The sequence below is a fragment of the Streptomyces tuirus genome, from assembly GCF_014701095.1.
Classification (GTDB): Bacteria; Actinomycetota; Actinomycetes; order Streptomycetales; family Streptomycetaceae; genus Streptomyces; species Streptomyces tuirus.
In genome coordinates, this window is sequence record NZ_AP023439.1 from 3668119 (window position 1) to 3685152 (window position 17034).

General features: G+C 69.5%; 15 protein-coding genes, 1 tRNA gene and 2 pseudogenes. 10 read left to right on the forward strand and 8 right to left on the reverse strand.

Features of this window, described 5'->3' with window-relative positions:
* Positions 1 to 83 precede the first annotated feature (83 nt).
* From IGS69_RS16850 to IGS69_RS16860, 3 genes are all read right to left on the reverse strand, one after another.
* Complete coding sequence (locus IGS69_RS16850; protein WP_232543548.1) at positions 84 to 905, reverse strand: hypothetical protein; 822 nt, start codon at positions 903 to 905, stop codon at positions 84 to 86.
* 518 nt (positions 906 to 1423) lie between these two features.
* Entirely contained in the window at positions 1424 to 1900 is a 477-nt protein-coding gene (locus IGS69_RS16855; RefSeq protein ID WP_190900643.1) for a hypothetical protein, read from the reverse strand.
* A 60-nt stretch (positions 1901 to 1960) separates the two neighbouring features.
* The gene (locus IGS69_RS16860; protein WP_190900645.1) at positions 1961 to 2659 is read right to left on the reverse strand and encodes a hypothetical protein; all 699 of its coding nucleotides are present in this window, start codon (positions 2657 to 2659) and stop codon (positions 1961 to 1963) included.
* A gap of 202 nt (positions 2660 to 2861) precedes the next feature.
* On the opposite strand from IGS69_RS16860, the pseudogene IGS69_RS34635 reads away from it, so the two are divergent.
* From IGS69_RS34635 to IGS69_RS16880, 5 genes and pseudogenes are all read left to right on the forward strand, one after another.
* A pseudogene (locus IGS69_RS34635) lies at positions 2862 to 2954 on the forward strand (RNHCP domain-containing protein); the annotation flags it as partial.
* A gap of 56 nt (positions 2955 to 3010) precedes the next feature.
* Positions 3011 to 3139 (forward strand): annotated as a pseudogene (locus tag IGS69_RS34640) (RNHCP domain-containing protein); the annotation flags it as partial.
* A gap of 551 nt (positions 3140 to 3690) precedes the next feature.
* The gene (locus IGS69_RS16870; RefSeq protein ID WP_190900647.1) at positions 3691 to 4278 is read left to right on the forward strand and encodes a reprolysin-like metallopeptidase; all 588 of its coding nucleotides are present in this window, start codon (positions 3691 to 3693) and stop codon (positions 4276 to 4278) included.
* Positions 4279 to 4369: 91 nt separating this feature from the next.
* Positions 4370 to 4849 (forward strand): RNA polymerase sigma factor, encoded by a 480-nt coding sequence (locus tag IGS69_RS16875; RefSeq protein ID WP_190900649.1) that lies wholly within the window; start codon positions 4370 to 4372, stop codon positions 4847 to 4849.
* Positions 4836 to 5714 (forward strand): hypothetical protein, encoded by an 879-nt coding sequence (locus IGS69_RS16880; RefSeq protein ID WP_190900651.1) that lies wholly within the window; start codon positions 4836 to 4838, stop codon positions 5712 to 5714. Before IGS69_RS16875 ends, IGS69_RS16880 begins: the two co-directional genes overlap by 14 nt.
* Before the next feature lie 359 nt (positions 5715 to 6073).
* Here the strand turns inward: IGS69_RS16880 and IGS69_RS16885 are convergent.
* Both IGS69_RS16885 and IGS69_RS16890 read right to left on the reverse strand, forming a co-directional pair.
* Positions 6074 to 6160, reverse strand: a tRNA-Ser gene (locus IGS69_RS16885).
* A gap of 63 nt (positions 6161 to 6223) precedes the next feature.
* On the reverse strand, positions 6224 to 7690 hold the full coding sequence (locus tag IGS69_RS16890; RefSeq protein WP_190900653.1) for a S1C family serine protease: 1467 nt from the start codon (positions 7688 to 7690) through the stop codon (positions 6224 to 6226).
* 288 nt (positions 7691 to 7978) lie between these two features.
* Here IGS69_RS16890 and IGS69_RS16895 point away from each other — a divergent pair, with 288 nt between their 5' ends.
* From IGS69_RS16895 to IGS69_RS16905, 3 genes are all read left to right on the forward strand, one after another.
* On the forward strand, positions 7979 to 8806 hold the full coding sequence (locus IGS69_RS16895; RefSeq protein WP_190900655.1) for a glycerophosphodiester phosphodiesterase: 828 nt from the start codon (positions 7979 to 7981) through the stop codon (positions 8804 to 8806).
* A gap of 170 nt (positions 8807 to 8976) precedes the next feature.
* Complete coding sequence (locus IGS69_RS16900) at positions 8977 to 9615, forward strand: ATP-binding protein (protein WP_190900657.1); 639 nt, start codon at positions 8977 to 8979, stop codon at positions 9613 to 9615.
* A gap of 258 nt (positions 9616 to 9873) precedes the next feature.
* The gene (locus tag IGS69_RS16905) at positions 9874 to 10863 is read left to right on the forward strand and encodes a DUF5926 family protein (RefSeq protein ID WP_190900659.1); all 990 of its coding nucleotides are present in this window, start codon (positions 9874 to 9876) and stop codon (positions 10861 to 10863) included.
* A 232-nt stretch (positions 10864 to 11095) separates the two neighbouring features.
* Here IGS69_RS16905 and IGS69_RS16910 read toward each other — a convergent pair whose 3' ends face one another.
* Complete coding sequence (locus IGS69_RS16910) at positions 11096 to 11779, reverse strand: hypothetical protein (protein ID WP_190900661.1); 684 nt, start codon at positions 11777 to 11779, stop codon at positions 11096 to 11098.
* Positions 11780 to 11834: 55 nt separating this feature from the next.
* Complete coding sequence (locus IGS69_RS16915) at positions 11835 to 12500, reverse strand: bifunctional DNA primase/polymerase (protein WP_190900664.1); 666 nt, start codon at positions 12498 to 12500, stop codon at positions 11835 to 11837.
* Between the two features lie 505 nt (positions 12501 to 13005).
* Between IGS69_RS16915 and IGS69_RS16920 the strand changes: the two genes are divergently transcribed.
* Positions 13006 to 14520: a PP2C family protein-serine/threonine phosphatase gene (locus tag IGS69_RS16920; RefSeq protein WP_190900666.1), complete on the forward strand. Its 1515-nt coding sequence runs from the start codon at positions 13006 to 13008 to the stop codon at positions 14518 to 14520.
* A gap of 79 nt (positions 14521 to 14599) precedes the next feature.
* Complete coding sequence (locus tag IGS69_RS16925) at positions 14600 to 16066, forward strand: aminopeptidase P family protein (protein ID WP_190900668.1); 1467 nt, start codon at positions 14600 to 14602, stop codon at positions 16064 to 16066.
* Positions 16067 to 16124: 58 nt separating this feature from the next.
* On the opposite strand, the gene IGS69_RS16930 is transcribed toward IGS69_RS16925, so the two are convergent.
* A complete protein-coding gene (locus tag IGS69_RS16930) occupies positions 16125 to 16958 on the reverse strand; it encodes a triphosphoribosyl-dephospho-CoA synthase (protein WP_190900670.1) in 834 nt (277 codons plus the stop codon).
* Positions 16959 to 17034: the final 76 nt, after the last annotated feature.

Sequence of the window (17034 nt, forward strand, 5' to 3'; positions counted from 1 at the left end):
GACCTATGAGCCGTCGGCGACCTCCAGAATCGCTCGATCTGTGCATTCGCGCACTGCTGATTCCGGTGAATCGCCTTGGCGAACTACGCCTCCGGCCCCCATACGGTTGCTGCGAACTCGATCCGCTCCGGTGGTCCGAAGAGACTGCCGGGCTCACCGCCGACCAGGCGGGTGATTTGGAGACTCACCACATTGCCCTGGTCTGTCACCACGCAAAAGCCACTCTTCGCTTTGAGCCTCGCTTCGCTTACGGGCTGTGCCGTCCAACCGCCGACCCTGGAAGCTTGAGCGCACGCTTCAGGAGATGCCGGCGGCTGCTCCTCCCAATGGGCAGCCTGCTTACTGTCCGGGACGCCCAAATACCCCTTCGCGCAGTTGGAGTAGACGAAGTCTGCCGCAACCGATTCGTTCTGTTCCTCCGCCTCCTGCTTTTCTGTCTGCCACAGCTCGTCGTCGGCAGTTCTCGAGGAGGGGGCGTCGAAGTCGAGCAGCGCGACTTCCGAGCACCCTGGCAGGGTGACCGCCATCGCCAGGTCTTCATGGATCAGCGCATAGGCCGGCGAAGGCTTGGGGCTGGGCTTTGAAGAAGGCGAAGGAGGCGAAGGTGCCGCGGAACCAGCCAAAGAACCGGTGGTGGGCTTCGCGTCGTGGGTAGTGGCCGCGGCCGAGGGCTTCGCCTCTCCCTTCCCCTCGTCGCTACCGGAGGTGACGATAAGGAAGATGCCACCGATCACAGCTGCCAACACAGTGGCAGCGGCTCCGATGCGCGTGGCGCGGGCACCGATGTGAGCCGCTGTGATCACCGGGTCGACGGGGGGTGCCGCGGGTGGGGGCTGATCCGGCCGTGGTGGCTCCTGGCCAGGCGCAGGCGGCGTGTTGGTGTCGTTCGAGTTGTCGGCTGCCATCGGCTCCCCCGATCTACGCGGCTTGATGTACGACGAGATCTATCGCATGCGCAACTACAGCACCAACACGTACAGACTGTGGGCCACTTGATGACCACGGACGGTTTCCCTACCTCATCAGCCCCCGGCTGCGCTCAGCTCCGGCCTCCGGCGGCGGGGCGCTCAGGCTCCGACCGAGATGGCGGGGGCGCCGTCCGCCAGCGCCGGCCGGTGTAGTGGCGTGCGTGGGGGAGCTGGGGTGAGTGGTGGGACAAGGAGGTATGGACCGTCGCTGCAGACGATCACAGGGCAGGGGTCAAGGGATGACTCGGAATTGATCCGCAGTCATGGGCGCCCCATCCGCGGAACGTGAGGCCGCCGGCGTCGGTTGCGGACTCGGCGCGGTCGCCGACAGATGACCGATCCCGGCTCCCGTGCCCCAGCCGTGCCCGATCGAGCGGACCTCAAGGCGCTCGGATGCCCTCGGCGACGCGGCAGCAACGGTGTCCAGCCCCCCGTGATGAGGCCTCTGTTGCAAGTCACACAGGGTGTTCACCAGACACGACGGCAAGTGTCCAATGCACGGAGCCCCCCTTTACTCGTACGGAGAGCTCCTGGGGGACGATGTCTGTATAGACACGCCCAATGGTGGCAGGGCCGTTGCAGCCGATCTTGCTGGCGTCATCCCCCTGGGCGTTTCGATCGACGATAGTCATCTTGCCCTTCCCGGTGCAGGTGGCATAGATGGTGTACACGTCGCTTTCCGGCTTGAAAAGAGGCAGGTCGGTGTCGCCATCGCCCTCGGTCACAGGCATGAGGACCTTCGCATCGGCGGGCAAGTCGAACACCGATGGTGTGGCAGGCGAGCTGGACGCAGCGTCGGAGCTGCCGCCTGGCGTGGCACCGGCTGATGCGGCACTTGTGGCGGGTGGGTTTGCGTCACCGCCGCCGCTTCCCGAGCACGCTGCGGTGAACAGCAAGGTGAGCAGGGCGGGCGCTGTGGCGTATCGGCCCATGGAGGGCACTCCCCTCGGAGACGCGCGCCCCGGGCTCAGCCGGGGCGCGCAGCGGAACGGTTAGTGGATGACCCAGCCTTCACGGTAGGGAGCCCACACCGTCGAATACTTCTTATCGCCGGTCTTGCAGTTGCTGTACCGATAGGCGGTATAGCCGTAGACGTTTTCCTTCATGATCCCGTAATCGCCGTACACGGTGTCATGCGCCTTGACCTTGCCATAAGCCTCAACGCCAATTTCCGAGGTCCACGACTTTGAAGCATTGAAGTTGACGTCGGCCTTTATCTTGCCGAGCCACATCGCTTTGAACTCGCCGCTGAGGGTCACCGACCCGCCGATTGTCGTAGTGCCCGACTTCTTGGAGCTGAACTTGAAGTCCATGGTCTGAGACTTGTTGTTCTTGACGAAGGTCGCGTACTTGACCGACATCGTGTTCTTCTTGTTCTTGGTGATGTGGGCAAAATAGTGGCCGGGGCCGCAGTATTCGGACATCGGCTCCTTGGGCCCGAGCCGCTCAGGGCCATCTGTCTCGCCCGGGATGGGCAGGTCCTCTTTCAGGGGAGCCTCGCTGTCCACCCCCACTTCCGTCTCCGACCCGGTGACCGGGGCATCCGCTACCGAGCCCGGTACAACCCCAGCCCCCTCGGCAGTGACTACTGGTCTGGGCTCTTGAGCCGACTCATCGGCGAACGCCGGCACAGAACTACCCATGATCAGTAGGCCAGCGGCTACAGCGCAGATGCCAATTCGCTGCGACATGATCCCCCCTTGCTGTTCGACCCCTGGTGGGGCCGGTTTGGTCGGGGTTGATCAGAACACGTCATCGAGCACGCAGGAACGAACTTGAGCAAGATGTGAGGTGAACCCGTGAAGATCACACCGTGGCGGCTTGGCTCATGACTTGTCGCCACGACCGGGCCCCGGTCACCCTTGGCCGTATGGGAGCGGGACCTCGCGATACTGCGCGGACGACAACCAGCTCATCGTGATGCGTTTGGCCGTCCGCCCGCTGGCCCAACCGCCTTTCCCACTCGGAGTGTTCGGAACCCCCTGACCGCCCGAGAAGGAAAGGAGCGCCGCCATGTCCCGCAACAACAGCCGCAATAAGCGCGGTGCAACGGCGAGTGGATGATCACCCAGCAGTGCGTTGTGTGCTGCAAGCTCAGCGCCAACCGCATCGCGGGCGACGACAACCCACACGCCCTGGTCCGGCTGGCCCTCAGACCGTTGGACGACCCAGAGCCGCCGGCCGCGTCCCGCTCACTCTGTGACCAGGGTGGGCGGCTGATCAGTGGTCGAAAGTCGTCTTCTGGTACCACCAAGCCACACCGCACCCTTTCCTGAGCGCCTACGGCCGTAGCGCGAATACACAGCCGGACCAAGGTGAGACAGCTGCCACGCAGAAGGGGTGCCTCTCAACGAGAGGCACCCCTTCCCATGGCTCCGGGATCGCAGATGCCGCTGGGTGGGACCACCGCAGCCACCGACCTTGGGCCAGCTGGGACACAACCCGCTCATCTGCACGCAGAGTTGGGCAACGGCCTCAGGTACTGGCCCGTCCGCGCCTGTCGATCACCGGTGATCAGTGCATGCATCCCATCCCCTGTCACCGCTCCACGGAGAGGGGCAGGCCAAATGAAGTACCCATAGTCGATTGCCTGTTCGACATCGCCTGGATACTCTTGCGCCTTCCTTGCAAGATCACCACAAGGTGGTGATCGTTGCACGCGCTCACTCAAGGGGGGTATTCGGGCATGTCTGTGCGCGGAAGAACTTACGTAGCGGGCTGGATGGCGGCCGCCGGACTGGTGGTCACGCTGGCATCACCGTCGTGGGCACTCGACTTCGACAACATGTTCAAGACGTCCAACACGGACTGGGACTGCTGGGACGGAGAACGGGACAACGGCCTGTACTGCCGGACGGACAACGCCACCCTCACGATCACCCGCGAGCCGGGCATGACCGCCAAGGGCGATCAGGACATCGTCGACACTCTGCGCAACGAGTACTCTCCGACCCATCTCGCGGTCCACGTCAAGAGCCAGAGCGAGGCGTCGTACGAAGGCAGCGCCGAGACGGACATCGTCTACGACTACCACGAGTACAGCGGCAGCATCACCGGAATCGCCTGGTGCAACGACGCGACCAGCGACTACGAGTGCGACCAGCACTATGTCGAGTTCGATGACACAGATCCGTACATGAACACGATCTGCCATGAAACCGGGCACGCCGTCGGGCTGACCCACGGGCAGGAGGCGTCTCCCCGTGTGGCGCAGGACGATTCACGGCTTGCCTGCATGCGGAACTACCGCGTCGCCGAGTGGCGGGACCTCGGCTCCCACAACACCGCCACGATCAACGCGATGTACTGAAAATTCCTCGTCCCGCTGTGAAAGAAATCGCCGCCCCGAGTGCACATAGCCCTGTGGCAGCCGCATCGAAGCGCGGACGATGAGGGGGACGATGGCGCGTCAACAGAGTGACTGGTTCGAGGACGCCTACCAACAGACCCGTCACCACGTATGGCGGTATCTGCTGCGCCGGCTCCCGCGTGCCGAGGTCGAGGACGCCCTGGCCGACGTCTACGTCCGCGCCTGGAACTCGCGTCGCAGTCTGCGAGGCGAGCCCCTGCCTTGGCTGTACGGCATTGCCCGGCACGTCGTGGCGGCCACGCTTGCCGAGGCCGGTAAGCCGCAGGATCCGCCGTGGATTCGGGCCGATGCAAGCAGTGCGGAAGAGGAGGCGACCGTCCGCAGCGAGGCGTTGCGCGCGCTTCGCCGTCTGAACCCCAAGGAGCGAGAAGCGGTGCTGCTCATTGCCTGGGAGGGCTTGACTCCTCGCCAGGCGGCCCGCGCAGCAGGCTGTACGACGGCTGCCATAACCCTCCGTCTGCACCGTGCCCGCCGACGCCTCGAAAGGGAGGACGAACATGAGCACAGTTGATCGGCTGCGCGCTCGGTTCGCGGCCAGCGACCCAGCGAACGATGCCCGGATTCCCACAGACACGGAAGAGAAGGTTCAGGAATTGGTTGCACGTCTACAGTCAGCGCCGGACGCCCGGCCTCCACTGCGGCGACGCCCCGCGTTGCTTGCCGCTCTGACGGTGGGAGCGGCCGCCGTCTGCGCCGGAGCCGTCGTCATTCCGGGCATGGTGGGGGGCGGTGACGGGGACAAGCGGCAGCCGGAGGTCGTCGATGCACACGTGCAGGTGGCCTACCCGCTGGACACGGAGCGGGATTGGGTCTCGTACGGCGATCACGTCGCAGTCGTCCATGTCGAGAACGGCAGCGAGAAGATCGGCGCGGTTCCGGAAGACGTAAAGAACAAGGGCGAAGGGCACCTGGACCGCACAGGCCGCATCGTCGTGGACGAAGTCCTCTACAACCGGGACGGCGCTCCGTCTCTGCCGGACGCGTTCACCGCTCACCTGGGCGGTGTCTGGTGGGACAAGGACAGCGGACAGCAGGAGTTCAACCTCAAGGGAACGTCGCGCATCGAGGCCGGGCACAAGTACATCGCGGTGCTGGTCAAGGACGAGGACACCGATCAGTACGAGCTGGCCACCTACGGCGGTGTGCTCCCCTTCGACGGCGGCGCCGTCGGCGTCGGCGAGGTGGAAGGCACGACGCGCAGCAGCATCTCGGCCACCGCGACCGTGGGCGAGATGGACCAGAAGCTGAAGGGCAAGAGTTCCACCGATGTGAAGCAGGTCCTGAAGGCCGCCGACCTGTACCCTGCCGCAGCTGCCAACCCTGAACTTCCCGCCGGCAAGCGCCATGAGGAAGTAATAAAGGCAGGCGATCAGTAGGGCGCCGCACCGCTCCGTGACACTCGTCGGGCGAAGGGTGGTGAGTTCCTGTCCGGCTGAACTCACCACACCCCGCAGCACGGACGCATTCACCTCGGGACCGATGCGCCGCCCGAGCGACGTGTGAGCGGACGGCGCAGCACAGCTGCGAAGATCCCTCAAGGGCGGTCAGCAGCACTCCGAGACCTGATCTCTCGCGCCCTGGTAGAGGGGAGACCCCCTGATCCTGGCCCACAGATGGCCCATACGCACTGGTCAGCGCTGGGATACGGGCAAGAAAGGGTGAGACAGGCCGCGCGCAGAAGGGGTGTCCCGTGACCTGGGACACCCCTTCTGACCTGCAACATCTATGACCTGCGCGGAGGCGGTGGGATTTGAACCCACGGTGACATCGCTGCCACGACGGTTTTCAAGACCGTTCCCTTCGGCCGCTCGGGCACGCCTCCCCGCGCCGGCCGTGATCGGCGGCGCGGGGACAAGGGTAACGGGTCAGCGCGGGCCGGTGGGGGTCAGTTGTCGCCGACGCGGGAGCCGAGCGTGACGTCGACCGTGTGCTGCTTGCCGCCGCGCTCGTAGGTGATCGTGACCTTGTCGCCGGGCTGGTGGGTCCAGATCTCGCCGATCAGCGTGGGGCCGGAGTCGATCACCCGGTCGTCGAGCTTGGTGATGACGTCGCCCGGCTTGAGGCCCGCCTTGGCGGCCGGACCGCCCGGCTCGACCGGTGCCGCGCCGCCCGCGCCCTGGTCGGTGATCTGCGCGCCCTCGGAGCTGTCGTCCAGCGAGACGGACGCGCCGATCTTCGCGTACACCGGCTTGCCGTTCTTGATCAGCTCCTGGGCCACGTACTTGGCCTGGTTGATCGGGATGGCGAAGCCCAGGCCGATCGAGCCCGACTGGCCGGTGCCGAAGCCGCCGTTGCCGGTGGACTGGATCGCGGAGTTGATGCCGATGACATTGCCCCGCGCGTCCAGCAGCGGACCACCGGAGTTGCCCGGGTTGATCGAGGCGTCGGTCTGCAGGGCGCTCATGTACGACGCCTGGCTGCCGCTGCCGTCGCTGGAGGCCACCGGGCGGTTCTTGGCGCTGATGATGCCGGTCGTCACCGTGTCGGACAGGCCGAACGGGGCGCCGATCGCGATGGTCGAGTCGCCGACGGCCACCTTGTCCGAGTCGCCGAGGGTGAGCGGCTTCAGGTCGGAGGGGGCGTCCTTGAGCTTGATGACCGCCACGTCGTAGCCCTGCGCGTGACCGACCACCTCGGCGTCGTACTTCTTGCCGGTCGGGAAGGTCGCCGTGAGCTTGCCGCCGTCCACCGCGTCCGCCACCACGTGGTTGTTGGTGACGATGTGGCCCTGCTTGTCGAAGACGAAGCCCGTGCCGGTGCCGCCCTCGCCGCTGGTGCTCTCGGCCTCGATCGTGACCGTGCTCGGCAGCGCCTTGGCGGCGACACCCGCGGTCGTGCCCGGGTCGCGCTTGACGTCACCGCCGTTCGCGGAGGCCGAGACCGTCGTCGAGCCGGTGCTCTCGTCGTTGTCCTTCGCCAGCACGTAGCCGAGCCCGCCGCCGACACCGCCGGCCACCAGCGCGGCCACCAGGACCGCGGCGACCAGGCCACCGCGCCCGCGGCCGGACTTCGGCGCCGGCTGCTGGTACGACGAGCCCCAGCCGCCCGGGCCGGACCCGGAACCGCCGTCGCCGTAGGGGGCGGTCGGCGGCGGGGGCGGGGGCCAGGACGGATCGGGGGCAGAAGAGGAGGCGCCGGGGTGACCGGCGTCACCGGAGGCGCCCTGCCCCTGGGGGGCCTGCCCCTGGGCATCCTGCCCGTACGGCCCCTGGGGGACCTGCCCCTGGGCGTCCCGTCCGTACGGCCCCTGGGGGGCCTGTGCCTGGGGCTCCGGAGCAGCGGGAGCGTCCACCGGCACGGGGGGTGCGGACGGGGCGGGGGGTACCGCGGTGCCCTCGTTCTCGGTGCTCACAGCTTCTCTCCTAGATCCACGGCTGTTTTCCGGGTCGCACTCGGTCACGCTTTTCCACGCCGGTCGACGGGTCCGGCGGGCTGCAGCTGTGCTTGTCCCTTTGTATGCCGTCAGCTTTTCCCACTGGCCGTCAGAGCACCATAAGCGGTGCCTGTGCGTCCGCAGCCATTCTTTATATAGGTCATTACTGGCGAAAAGGGTGCAATCCCAATGCCTCCGTCCGGACCTGTGCATCCGTCGAGTCCGTCCGACCGGACGCGTACCCGCACTCGGTGGCACCATGACGCGGTGACCCACGCACGACAGCACGTCATTCAAGTCGTCGCCCACCGCGGAGCCTCCGAGGACGCCCCGGAGCACACCCTGGCCGCGTACACCAAGGCGATCGAGGACGGCGCGGACGCCCTCGAATGCGACGTACGCCTCACCGCCGACGGCCACCTCGTGTGTGTACACGACCGCCGGATCAACCGTACGTCCAACGGCCGCGGCGCGGTCTCGGCGCTGGAGCTCGCCGACCTCGCCGCCCTGGACTTCGGCTCCTGGAAGACGGGCGAGGCCTGGAAGGGACGCGACGAGGAACCCGACTGGGAGCACCGTCCGGAGGACCGCGAGGCGACCTCCGTCCTCACCCTGGAACGGCTGCTGGAACTCGTCGCCGATGCCGGGCGCCGGGTGGAACTGGCCATCGAGACCAAGCACCCCACGCGCTGGGCGGGCCAGGTCGAGGACCGGCTGCTGGTCCTGCTGAAGCGGTTCGGCCTCGACGCCCCGGCCTCCGCGGAGGAGTCACAGGTACGGGTCATGAGCTTCTCCGCCCGATCCCTGCACCGCGTTCATGCCGCCTCGCCGACCCTCCCGACGGTCTATCTGACGCAGTTCCTCTCACCCCGGCTGCGCGACGGACGGCTGCCTCCGGGGGTACGGATCGCCGGGCCGTCCATCCGGATCGTGCGCAACCACCCCACGTACATCGAGCGCCTGAAGCAGGCCGGCCACCAGGTGCACGTGTGGACCGTGAACGAGCCCGGGGACGTGGACCACTGCGTCGGACTGGGCGTCGACGCCATCATCACCAACCGCCCGCGCGCGGTGCTGGACCAGCTCGGCCGCTGACGTCCGGCTCCCGCGCCGTCAACCCGGTCAAGTCACGCCAGAACCACGCACACCTCTTGACCCCGTGCCTCGACGGGCGGGATCCTCCACTCTCGGCCACACCGACGATTTCCGGCCATGTGATGACAGGGAGTGCTCCGGCGCGTTCGTTCCGTGATCACTCATGGTGAATGCGTCACCGGACGTGGATTGGCCGGTTTCCGGTACAGGCCAATGGGGCATCCACACCGTGGCGTGGGGCGAAGGAGGTCTCGGGGGTGGCGTTGGTGGTGGCACAGGAGGTGCCCACGTCGTCGAGCATGGCCGTGCCCCATGGCCCTGCGGGCGTGGGGGAAGCGCGACACCGGATGCGTACGCAGCTGCGCAGAAGCGGAGTCGCGGAATCGGTCATCGACGACGCCGTACTGATCCTTTCCGAGCTCTTGAGCAACGCGTGCAAGCACGGCAGGCCGCTGGGCGACGCGTTCGCCGGTGACGGTGACGTCCGTGCCGCGTGGCGCGTGGAGCCGGCCGGCCGGCTCGTCGTCGAGGTCACGGACGGCGGCGGCCCGACCCGCCCCGCCCCCGCGACCCCGTCGGTCACGGCGCACGGCGGCCGCGGGTTGAACATCATCACCGCGCTCGCCGACGACTGGGGCGTGCGGGACGACATCCGCGGCGAGGTCACCGTGTGGGTGATCGTCCACGACGACGTCCACGACCCGGACGCGGGCCACCGCCGCGACGACTTCGCCACGCGCGTCATCGCCCCCGCGGTCTCCCGGATACCCGGGCTCGACTTCGCGGACGCCTTCGACGACATGGACTGAGAACCGCGGAGGCTGAGAACCGCAGGGACTGAGCACCACAGCGGCTCAGCACCACAGCGGCTCAGCACCACAGGGGACTGAGAACTACAGCGGGCTGAGGGACCACAGCGGCGGCTGATCACGACCCACTCCGGAAACGGCAGGACCCGACCGCGTACGCCGCGCTGGACCGAGGTTGTCCACAGGACCCCGTCGCCCCCGGCACGAACGGCTAGGCTCGCGACCGTACGAGACGAGCCGTAACCGGGAGACCCATCGATGGCCAAGAAGCGACCCCAGACGAAGGCCAAGCGCCCGCAGACCACGGGCGGAGCCCGCACCGCAGGTGCCGATGGAGACGTTCCGGTCGTCGGCGCTCGCGAACCCTGCCCCTGCGGCAGCGGCCGCCGCTACAAGGCCTGCCACGGCCGGGCCGCCTCGCACGCCGCGACCGAGCTGGTGCACCGCCCCTTCGAGGGCCTGCCCGGCGAGTGCGACTGGGTCGCCCTGCGCGAACTGGTCCCGGCGGCCACGGTCGAGCTGACCCTCAAGGACGGCCTGCCCGAGGGCGTCCCGGCGGTCACCCTGGCCACGGTCCTCCCCATGGCCTGGCCGGCGCTGCGCCGCGACGACGGCTCGGTCCTGCTCGGCCTGCAGAACGACACCTCGTCCGGCGACATCAGCCGCGACCTCGCCGACACCCTCCAGCGCGCCCTGGAAGCCGAGCCCGGCACGCCCGTCCAGGGCCGCCGCGCCCCGGCCGACAGCCCGCGGCTGCAGGACCTGCTCGACCCCGAGGGCGCGTTCGAGCCAGAAGTCCACAGCGGCTTCGAGTTCTGGGTGCCGGACCCGGAGAACGCCACGCCCGACGTGACCGCCTCCCTGGAGCGGGCCAACGCCGCGGCCATCCCGACCGTCAAGCTCCAGGGCGTGGACGCGGCGTACTGGTGCGAGACGCCGGAGAAGAACCACCTGCGGTGGGTCATGCCGCACGCCGAGGAGCTGCTTCTGGACGCGCTCGCGCGGCTGCACGCCGCGGGCCGCTCCAGCCTCGGCGAGGGCACCCGCCTGGTGGGCTCCTTCCGCGCTCACGGACTCACGGTGCCGGTGTGGGACCTGCCCAGCGAGGTCACGGCCGAGGACGTCGAGAAGCCGGCGGCGGAGTTCGCCGAGCGCCTCGCCGCCGCCCTGGCGACGGACGCGCCGCTCACCGCGGACGAGCGCCGCGCCCGCGGCGGCCTCACCAACCGGCAGGTCACGCTCAGCTGAAGCCCGCCTCGGCACCCGGCCGGCCGGACCACCGGCCGGCCGGGGTGTCGCGCCCTCGACGGATCACAACTGCCGTCGGGGACAAGCCAGTCGGTGACTGGAAAGGCGAGTTCGAATTTGCGAACCGCCGATCTCTTGTTACCGTTCCTGTAGCCCGGTTGCTGGTGCATCCCCCGTCGCCAGCAACCGGGTCTTTGCGTCCGGGCTTCCGTTCACCGAACGCAGCCGCTCGTCAACTGCCCGTTTCCACAGGTGAGTTGCTCCCCGAGCGCAGCAGCAGCGGCCCCAGCCCGCCCCGCTCGGCGAACTCCGCGACGGCCGTGTACGCCGCCGGATTCCCACGTGCGGGTTCCCGGGGTGTCTCACACGTCCCCGGCTCGTCCTCCGCCCCCACGGCGCACGTCATGCGCACGTTCCGGTCGTCAGGACCCATCAGGCTCAGCACGGCGTCCAGCGTCTGGCCCGTCGCATTGCGGTAGTAGGTCCGCGCCCAGGTCTGCGCACCCTGCGTCACCACACAGGTCTGCGCCTCGATGCCGTCGGGGGAGGTGAGTTCGGGGCCGCAGCGCACCGCGGTCGACAGCCCCTGGCCGAGCCCGGGGAGAGCGGCGACGGCGGAGGGCTCCGGGGCCCCGGGCGCCTTGTCGTCGGCGCGCGGGGAAGGCCGTAGGGCACCGGAACCGGACGCCCGGGCATCGGCACCCACCGAACCCGCGGCCCCCACCGAACCCACAGTGCCCTTCGCACCCACAGTGCCCTTGGAACCCACGGCACCCTTGGGCCCCGCGGAACCGGCGGACCCCGCGGACGCCGCCGCGAGCGGCAGTGCGATCGCGCACGCCGCCACGACGCCCACGAGGGCGAGCAGTCTGGTCTTTCGGGAGTCCCGGGAGCGGCCCCGGGCGTGTCGCCGCATGGTTCCGGAACTTAACGCGCCGGGGCGGGCGACAGGCTCGGCGCGCCCGACAGCCCTACAACTCGGGCGCGCTCACACCCGTACGAGTGAGGGCTTCGACCACGGCGTCCACCACGGCCTCGACATCGGGCACCCACGGGGAGGCCGAGCCGGGCAGCGGCGCGCGCTCCCAGCGGATCTCGCCCCGGCCGGTCTCGGACGGCGGCAGGGCCAGGTAGCCGCCCTCGCCGTGGAAGCGGAGGGAGCCGGGCACGAAATCCTTGGCGTAGAGCAGCTCGCCGAGCTGCTCCATGGAGTACGGCTTGACGAGGATCGCCCAGCGGGCGGGGGAGGCGACGACCGGGCCGAGCCGCATGCCCATCCGGTCCAGTGCCTTGAGTGCGCGGGCGGCCGGGAGGGCCGGCAGGGAGACCGCGCAGGGGGCCTGGCCGCCGGTGGCCAGGACGATCGGCGCCGTCGGCCTGTTGCCCCACCACCAGCTCACCATGCGTCCGTCGGTGGTGGCCGCGAGGAGAGCGGGGTCGAAGGGATGCGCGCCGGGCACCGTGCAGTCGGGGTCGGGGCAGCTGCAGCGGGAGGGCCCCTGCGGGTCCGCCGCCACGCCCGGGAGTACGGGCCACCGCCATTGCGTCGCGTAGGTCAGGGCCGCGTCGATCAGCTCAGGCTTCCCGTCGCCGCGCTGAGACAAGAGCCTGCGTCGCCTTCCGAGGATCTCGCGCATGAGCGCTCGTTCCTTTCCGTTGCACGCCTGGCAACACCGTGGTCCACGTCACATCGTGTGTCGATCACTTCACTGTGCGTACCTGTTGGCGCATCACACCCCTGCTTGAAGCAAGGGGAACCCCCTGTGGGTCGAGCTTTGGGCTGCCTCCGCGGCCGTCCCGCCCATACTGCGTCTGTCGAAAGCACGGGCGTGGCGTAGGGGTGGCGAAGTATGGCGTTTGCCGTCGCGCGTATTTCTCTCCGCCTCCGCCACGGGAGGATGGGGCACGGTCGTCGGTGGATAGGACGCCCGGTTCCGTCACCAGGTTCCGGGTGGTTCCCAACCACCCCTGGCCTTTACCGAGTACGTACCCATCACGACCGTTGTGACGCTCCGTCGAGCAAGCCCAGTCGACCGCAATAAGCCGTCCCCTGAGGCAGTTTTAAGCCAACTTTGCTTTTCCGCAAGAGGAAGGGGAGTTGTTCCCTCGCACCTCACGGACACCAGGAATCCCGGCAGGACAATGCTGGACATCTCCTCACGAGTGCGTGTACATGTGGAGACACTGCTAGCGACGCAGAATGACATGGGGGTTTGCGATGCTTTTGAGCAGTACGTACCGGTTGGAAGGCCGGACGCCATGAACGCTCCGCACCCTCCGAAAGTGGCCGGAATCGATTCAACGGTTCCGGCACCCGCACACACTGTCGCGCCCGTGACGACGGGTTCGTCCCCGGCCGTCCCCGCACCTCCCCCGGCCCCTCCCGGCGCGGTGCTCCAGGACCGCCTCGCGGGCTGGGTCTCCGGCCTCACCACCCTGCACGAGCTCACCGAACGCCTGGCCCGCACGGCCACGCTCGACGAGGCGCTCCAGGAACTGCTGAGGGCCGGCGCCGCCTTGGTGGGCGCCCGGCGCGGACTCGTCGTCCTCGAACCGGGCGACGGACTCGGTCCGGACACCACCACCGGACTGGGTCTCGCCCGCGCCGATCTCGGCCACATCGAGACAGTGCCGCGCAGCGCCCTGTCCTACGGACGGATCCTCGATGGCCTGCCGGGCGGCGAGGGCGGCATCGCCGTACCCGACCTGTTCGCGGAGGAGGGACTCGATCCCCGCCACCGCGAGGTCGCCGCCCGCCTCGGCTACGCCGCCAGCTACGCCCTCCCCTTGGCCACCGACACCGCCGGCCGCCTCGGCGCCGTGGTGTGGCTCTACGACGAGCCCGCCGAACCGGGCGAGCGGCAGCGCCACCTGGCCGGCCTCTACACGCGCTACGCCGCCGAGCACCTGGCCCGGCTCCTCGAACTGGAACGCACGCGCACGTCCATGGCCACGATGTCCGACGAGCTGCTGCCCGCGCGGCTGCCCCGGGTCGCCGGCGTCCAGCTCGCCGCCCGGCACCGCAGCGGCCCGCGCGGCGGCGGCGACTGGTACGACGCGCTGCCGCTGCCCGACGCCGCCCTCGGTCTCGCCGTGGGGTCCGTCACCGGCTCGGGCCCCAGCGCGGTCGCCGCGATGGGACGGCTGCGGGCGTCGCTGCGCGCCTACGCCGTGATGGAGGGGGAGGACCCGGTCGCCGTCCTGTCCGACCTGGAGCTGCTGCTGCGGCTGACCGAGCCGGCCCGCTCGGCCACCGCCCTGTTCGGCTACTGCGAACCGGCCGCCCGCAAGATCACGCTGGCCGGTGCCGGGCACAGCCCGCCGCTGCTGATCGGACAGCGCCGCACGGAGTTCGTGGAGACGTCCGTCTCCGCCCCGCTGGGCATGCTCGCCTGCTGGGAAGCGCCGAGCGTGGAGATTCTCGCCGAACCCGGAGAGACGGTTCTGCTCTACACCGACGGGCTGCTGCACCGCACCGGCGAGACCACCGACCGCGCCTTCGCCCGGCTGCACACGGCGGCGGCCGGAGTGCCCCGGGCCCTGCGCGGCGACCCCGGCGCGATCGCCGACCACGTCCTGCGGAGCGTGCTGCCGGACGGGCTGGACGCGGCGGAGGGTGCGGAGGACGTCGTCCTGCTGGCGGTCCGCTTCGAGTGACGCTCCTCGTCGCCCCGGGCCCGGTTCCACGCCGCCGTAGAGTGGACGGTGGTCCAGTGCCATATCGAGGAGGATGACCGTGGCCGAGGAGCTCACACCGGCGACCCCGGACGAGAGCGAAGAGCCGATCAAGCAGCGGAAGAACGGACTGTACCCCGGCGTGTCCGACGAGCTTGCCGAGAACATGAAGAGCGGCTGGGCCGACACCGAGCTGCGCGACCTCGAGCCCATCCCCCAGGCCGCCGAGACCGCCGCCCGCCGGGCCGCGCTCTCCGCGCGCTTCCCGGGCGAGCGTCTGGTGATCCCCGCGGGCAACCTGAAGACCCGCTCGAACGACACCGAGTACGCCTTCCGCGCCTCCGTCGAGTACGCCTACCTCACCGGCGGCCGGCCCGACGAGAGCGCAGACGGCGTCCTGGTCCTGGAGCCCAAGGACGAGGGCCACGAGGCGACCATCTACCTCCTGCCGCGCTCCGACCGCGAGAACGGTGAGTTCTGGCTGGACGGCCAGGGCGAGCTGTGGGTCGGCCGCCGCCACTCCCTCACCGAGGCCGGGACGCTGTACGGCATCCCCGCCTCCGACGTGCGCGAGCTGGCCGGCGCCCTGCGCGAGGCCACCGGGCCGGTACGGGTCGTGCGCGGCTACGACGCCGGCATCGAGGCGGCCCTGACCGACAAGGTCACCGCCGAACGCGACGAGGAGCTGCGGGTCTTCCTCTCCGAAGCGCGCCTGGTCAAGGACGACTTCGAGGTCGGCGAGCTGCAGAAGGCGGTCGACTCGACCGTGCGCGGCTTCGAGGACGTGGTGAAGGTCCTCGACAAGGCCGAGGCCACCTCCGAGCGGTACATCGAGGGCACGTTCTTCCTCCGCGCGCGCGTCGAGGGCAACGACGTCGGCTACGGCACGATCGCCGCGGCCGGACCGCACGCCTGCACGCTGCACTGGGTGCGCAACGACGGGGCGGTCCGCTCCGGCGAGCTGCTGCTGCTCGACGCGGGAGTGGAGACGCACACGTACTACACGGCCGACGTGACGCGCACGCTGCCGATCAACGGACGGTTCAGCGATCTCCAGCGCAAGATCTACGACGCCGTGTACGAGGCCCAGGAGGCCGGGATCGCGGCGGTGAAGCCCGGCGCGAAGTACCGCGACTTCCACGACGCCGCGCAGCGGGTGCTGGCGGAAAAGCTCGTCGAGTGGGGCCTTGTCGAAGGGCCTGTGGAGCGGGTGCTGGAGCTCGGGCTGCAGCGGCGCTGGACGCTGCACGGGACCGGGCACATGCTCGGCATGGACGTGCACGACTGCGCTGCCGCGCGGGTGGAGACGTACGTGGACGGCACGCTGGAGCCGGGCATGTGCCTCACGGTCGAGCCCGGGCTGTACTTCCAGACGGACGACCTCACCGTGCCCGAGGAGTACCGGGGCATCGGGGTGCGGATCGAGGACGACATCCTCGTCACCGAGGACGGCAACCGGAACCTCAGTGCGGCGCTGCCTCGGCGGTCCGACGAGGTCGAGGCGTGGATGGCCTCTCTCAAGGGCTGAGTGTTGTCTGGGGGGCGTGGGGGCTTGGTCGCGCCACGCGGCGGAGCCGCACAGGGACTCAGCCCCGCGCCCCCGCAGGCTTGAGGGCGTCCAGGAACAGGGCGCCTGCCAGCAGGGGCCCGCTCCCCCTCGGGGACCAGGCTCGCCGGCGAAGGTCCGTATCGAGAACTCCCAGGGCCGCCGCCCCCGGCTCGGTGGCCGTACCGCCCGCTTGCAGGACACCCCGTGCTCCTGCCTGGACCTGCCGCAGGCCCACCGGACCGGCCGCATACAGCAGTTCCGTGTCCTGGAGGGTGGACATCACCGTGAGCAGGGCGTCCAGGCGGGCCTGGGGCTCGCTGGCGCCCTGGCTGCGGGCCGTGGCGAGGGCGGTCAGGGCGCGGCGGACGTGGGGGAAGCCGGCCCGGGCCTCTCCCCGCGCGCCGGCCGCGCCGTAGCGGGCCGACATCGTGGAGCCGCGCGAGGGGCGGCGTGGGGCGCGGCGGTCGGGGTAGGCGGCCAGCTGTTTGGCCAGGGCCGTGGTGTCGGCCGGACCGGCTTCCGGCCGCAGGGCTGCCGCCGCCACCAGCAGGCCCAGCGTCCACAGGGCGCCTCGGTGGCCGCCGCCCGCCAGCGCCACCGTGTGTTCGGTCGAGCGGCCGATCGCGCCCAGGTCGGCGCGGAGGCGGGCGCTGGGCTCGCCCGTGCGGCGGGCTGTGGCGGCCATGGCGATGAGGCCGGGGAGCAGTGCTCGGGCCGACCACCGCAGGGCGCTGTGGTCCCGGGCTGTGCGCTCCCGCGGGTCGGGCAGGCCCGGCTTGGGGGCCAGGGCCAGCTGACCGACCAGGGCGTCGACGGCGGCCTTCGCTAGTGCCTGGTCCTCACGGCCGTTCCCGTACTGCGTTCCCGTCATGGGCCGGGAATGTAGGGGTGCCACCCATGAGACGGATGGGTCCCGGCTGTGGGCCCCTTTCCATCGCCCCCTGGGG

Excerpts from the sequence above, each read along its gene's own strand:
- IGS69_RS16850 (WP_232543548.1), bottom strand. The coding sequence starts at position 905 with ATGGCAGCCGACAACTCGAACGACACCAACACGCCGCCTGCGCCTGGC.
- IGS69_RS16855 (WP_190900643.1), bottom strand. The coding sequence starts at position 1,900 with ATGGGCCGATACGCCACAGCGCCCGCCCTGCTCACCTTGCTGTTCACC.
- IGS69_RS16860 (WP_190900645.1), bottom strand. The coding sequence starts at position 2,659 with ATGTCGCAGCGAATTGGCATCTGCGCTGTAGCCGCTGGCCTACTGATC.
- IGS69_RS16870 (WP_190900647.1), top strand. The coding sequence starts at position 3,691 with ATGGCGGCCGCCGGACTGGTGGTCACGCTGGCATCACCGTCGTGGGCA.
- IGS69_RS16875 (WP_190900649.1), top strand. The coding sequence starts at position 4,370 with ATGGCGCGTCAACAGAGTGACTGGTTCGAGGACGCCTACCAACAGACC.
- IGS69_RS16880 (WP_190900651.1), top strand. The coding sequence starts at position 4,836 with ATGAGCACAGTTGATCGGCTGCGCGCTCGGTTCGCGGCCAGCGACCCA.
- IGS69_RS16900 (WP_190900657.1), top strand. The coding sequence starts at position 8,977 with ATGCGTCACCGGACGTGGATTGGCCGGTTTCCGGTACAGGCCAATGGG.
- IGS69_RS16905 (WP_190900659.1), top strand. The coding sequence starts at position 9,874 with ATGGCCAAGAAGCGACCCCAGACGAAGGCCAAGCGCCCGCAGACCACG.
- IGS69_RS16910 (WP_190900661.1), bottom strand. The coding sequence starts at position 11,779 with ATGCGGCGACACGCCCGGGGCCGCTCCCGGGACTCCCGAAAGACCAGA.
- IGS69_RS16915 (WP_190900664.1), bottom strand. The coding sequence starts at position 12,500 with ATGCGCGAGATCCTCGGAAGGCGACGCAGGCTCTTGTCTCAGCGCGGC.
- IGS69_RS16920 (WP_190900666.1), top strand. The coding sequence starts at position 13,006 with ATGCTGGACATCTCCTCACGAGTGCGTGTACATGTGGAGACACTGCTA.
- IGS69_RS16930 (WP_190900670.1), bottom strand. The coding sequence starts at position 16,958 with ATGACGGGAACGCAGTACGGGAACGGCCGTGAGGACCAGGCACTAGCG.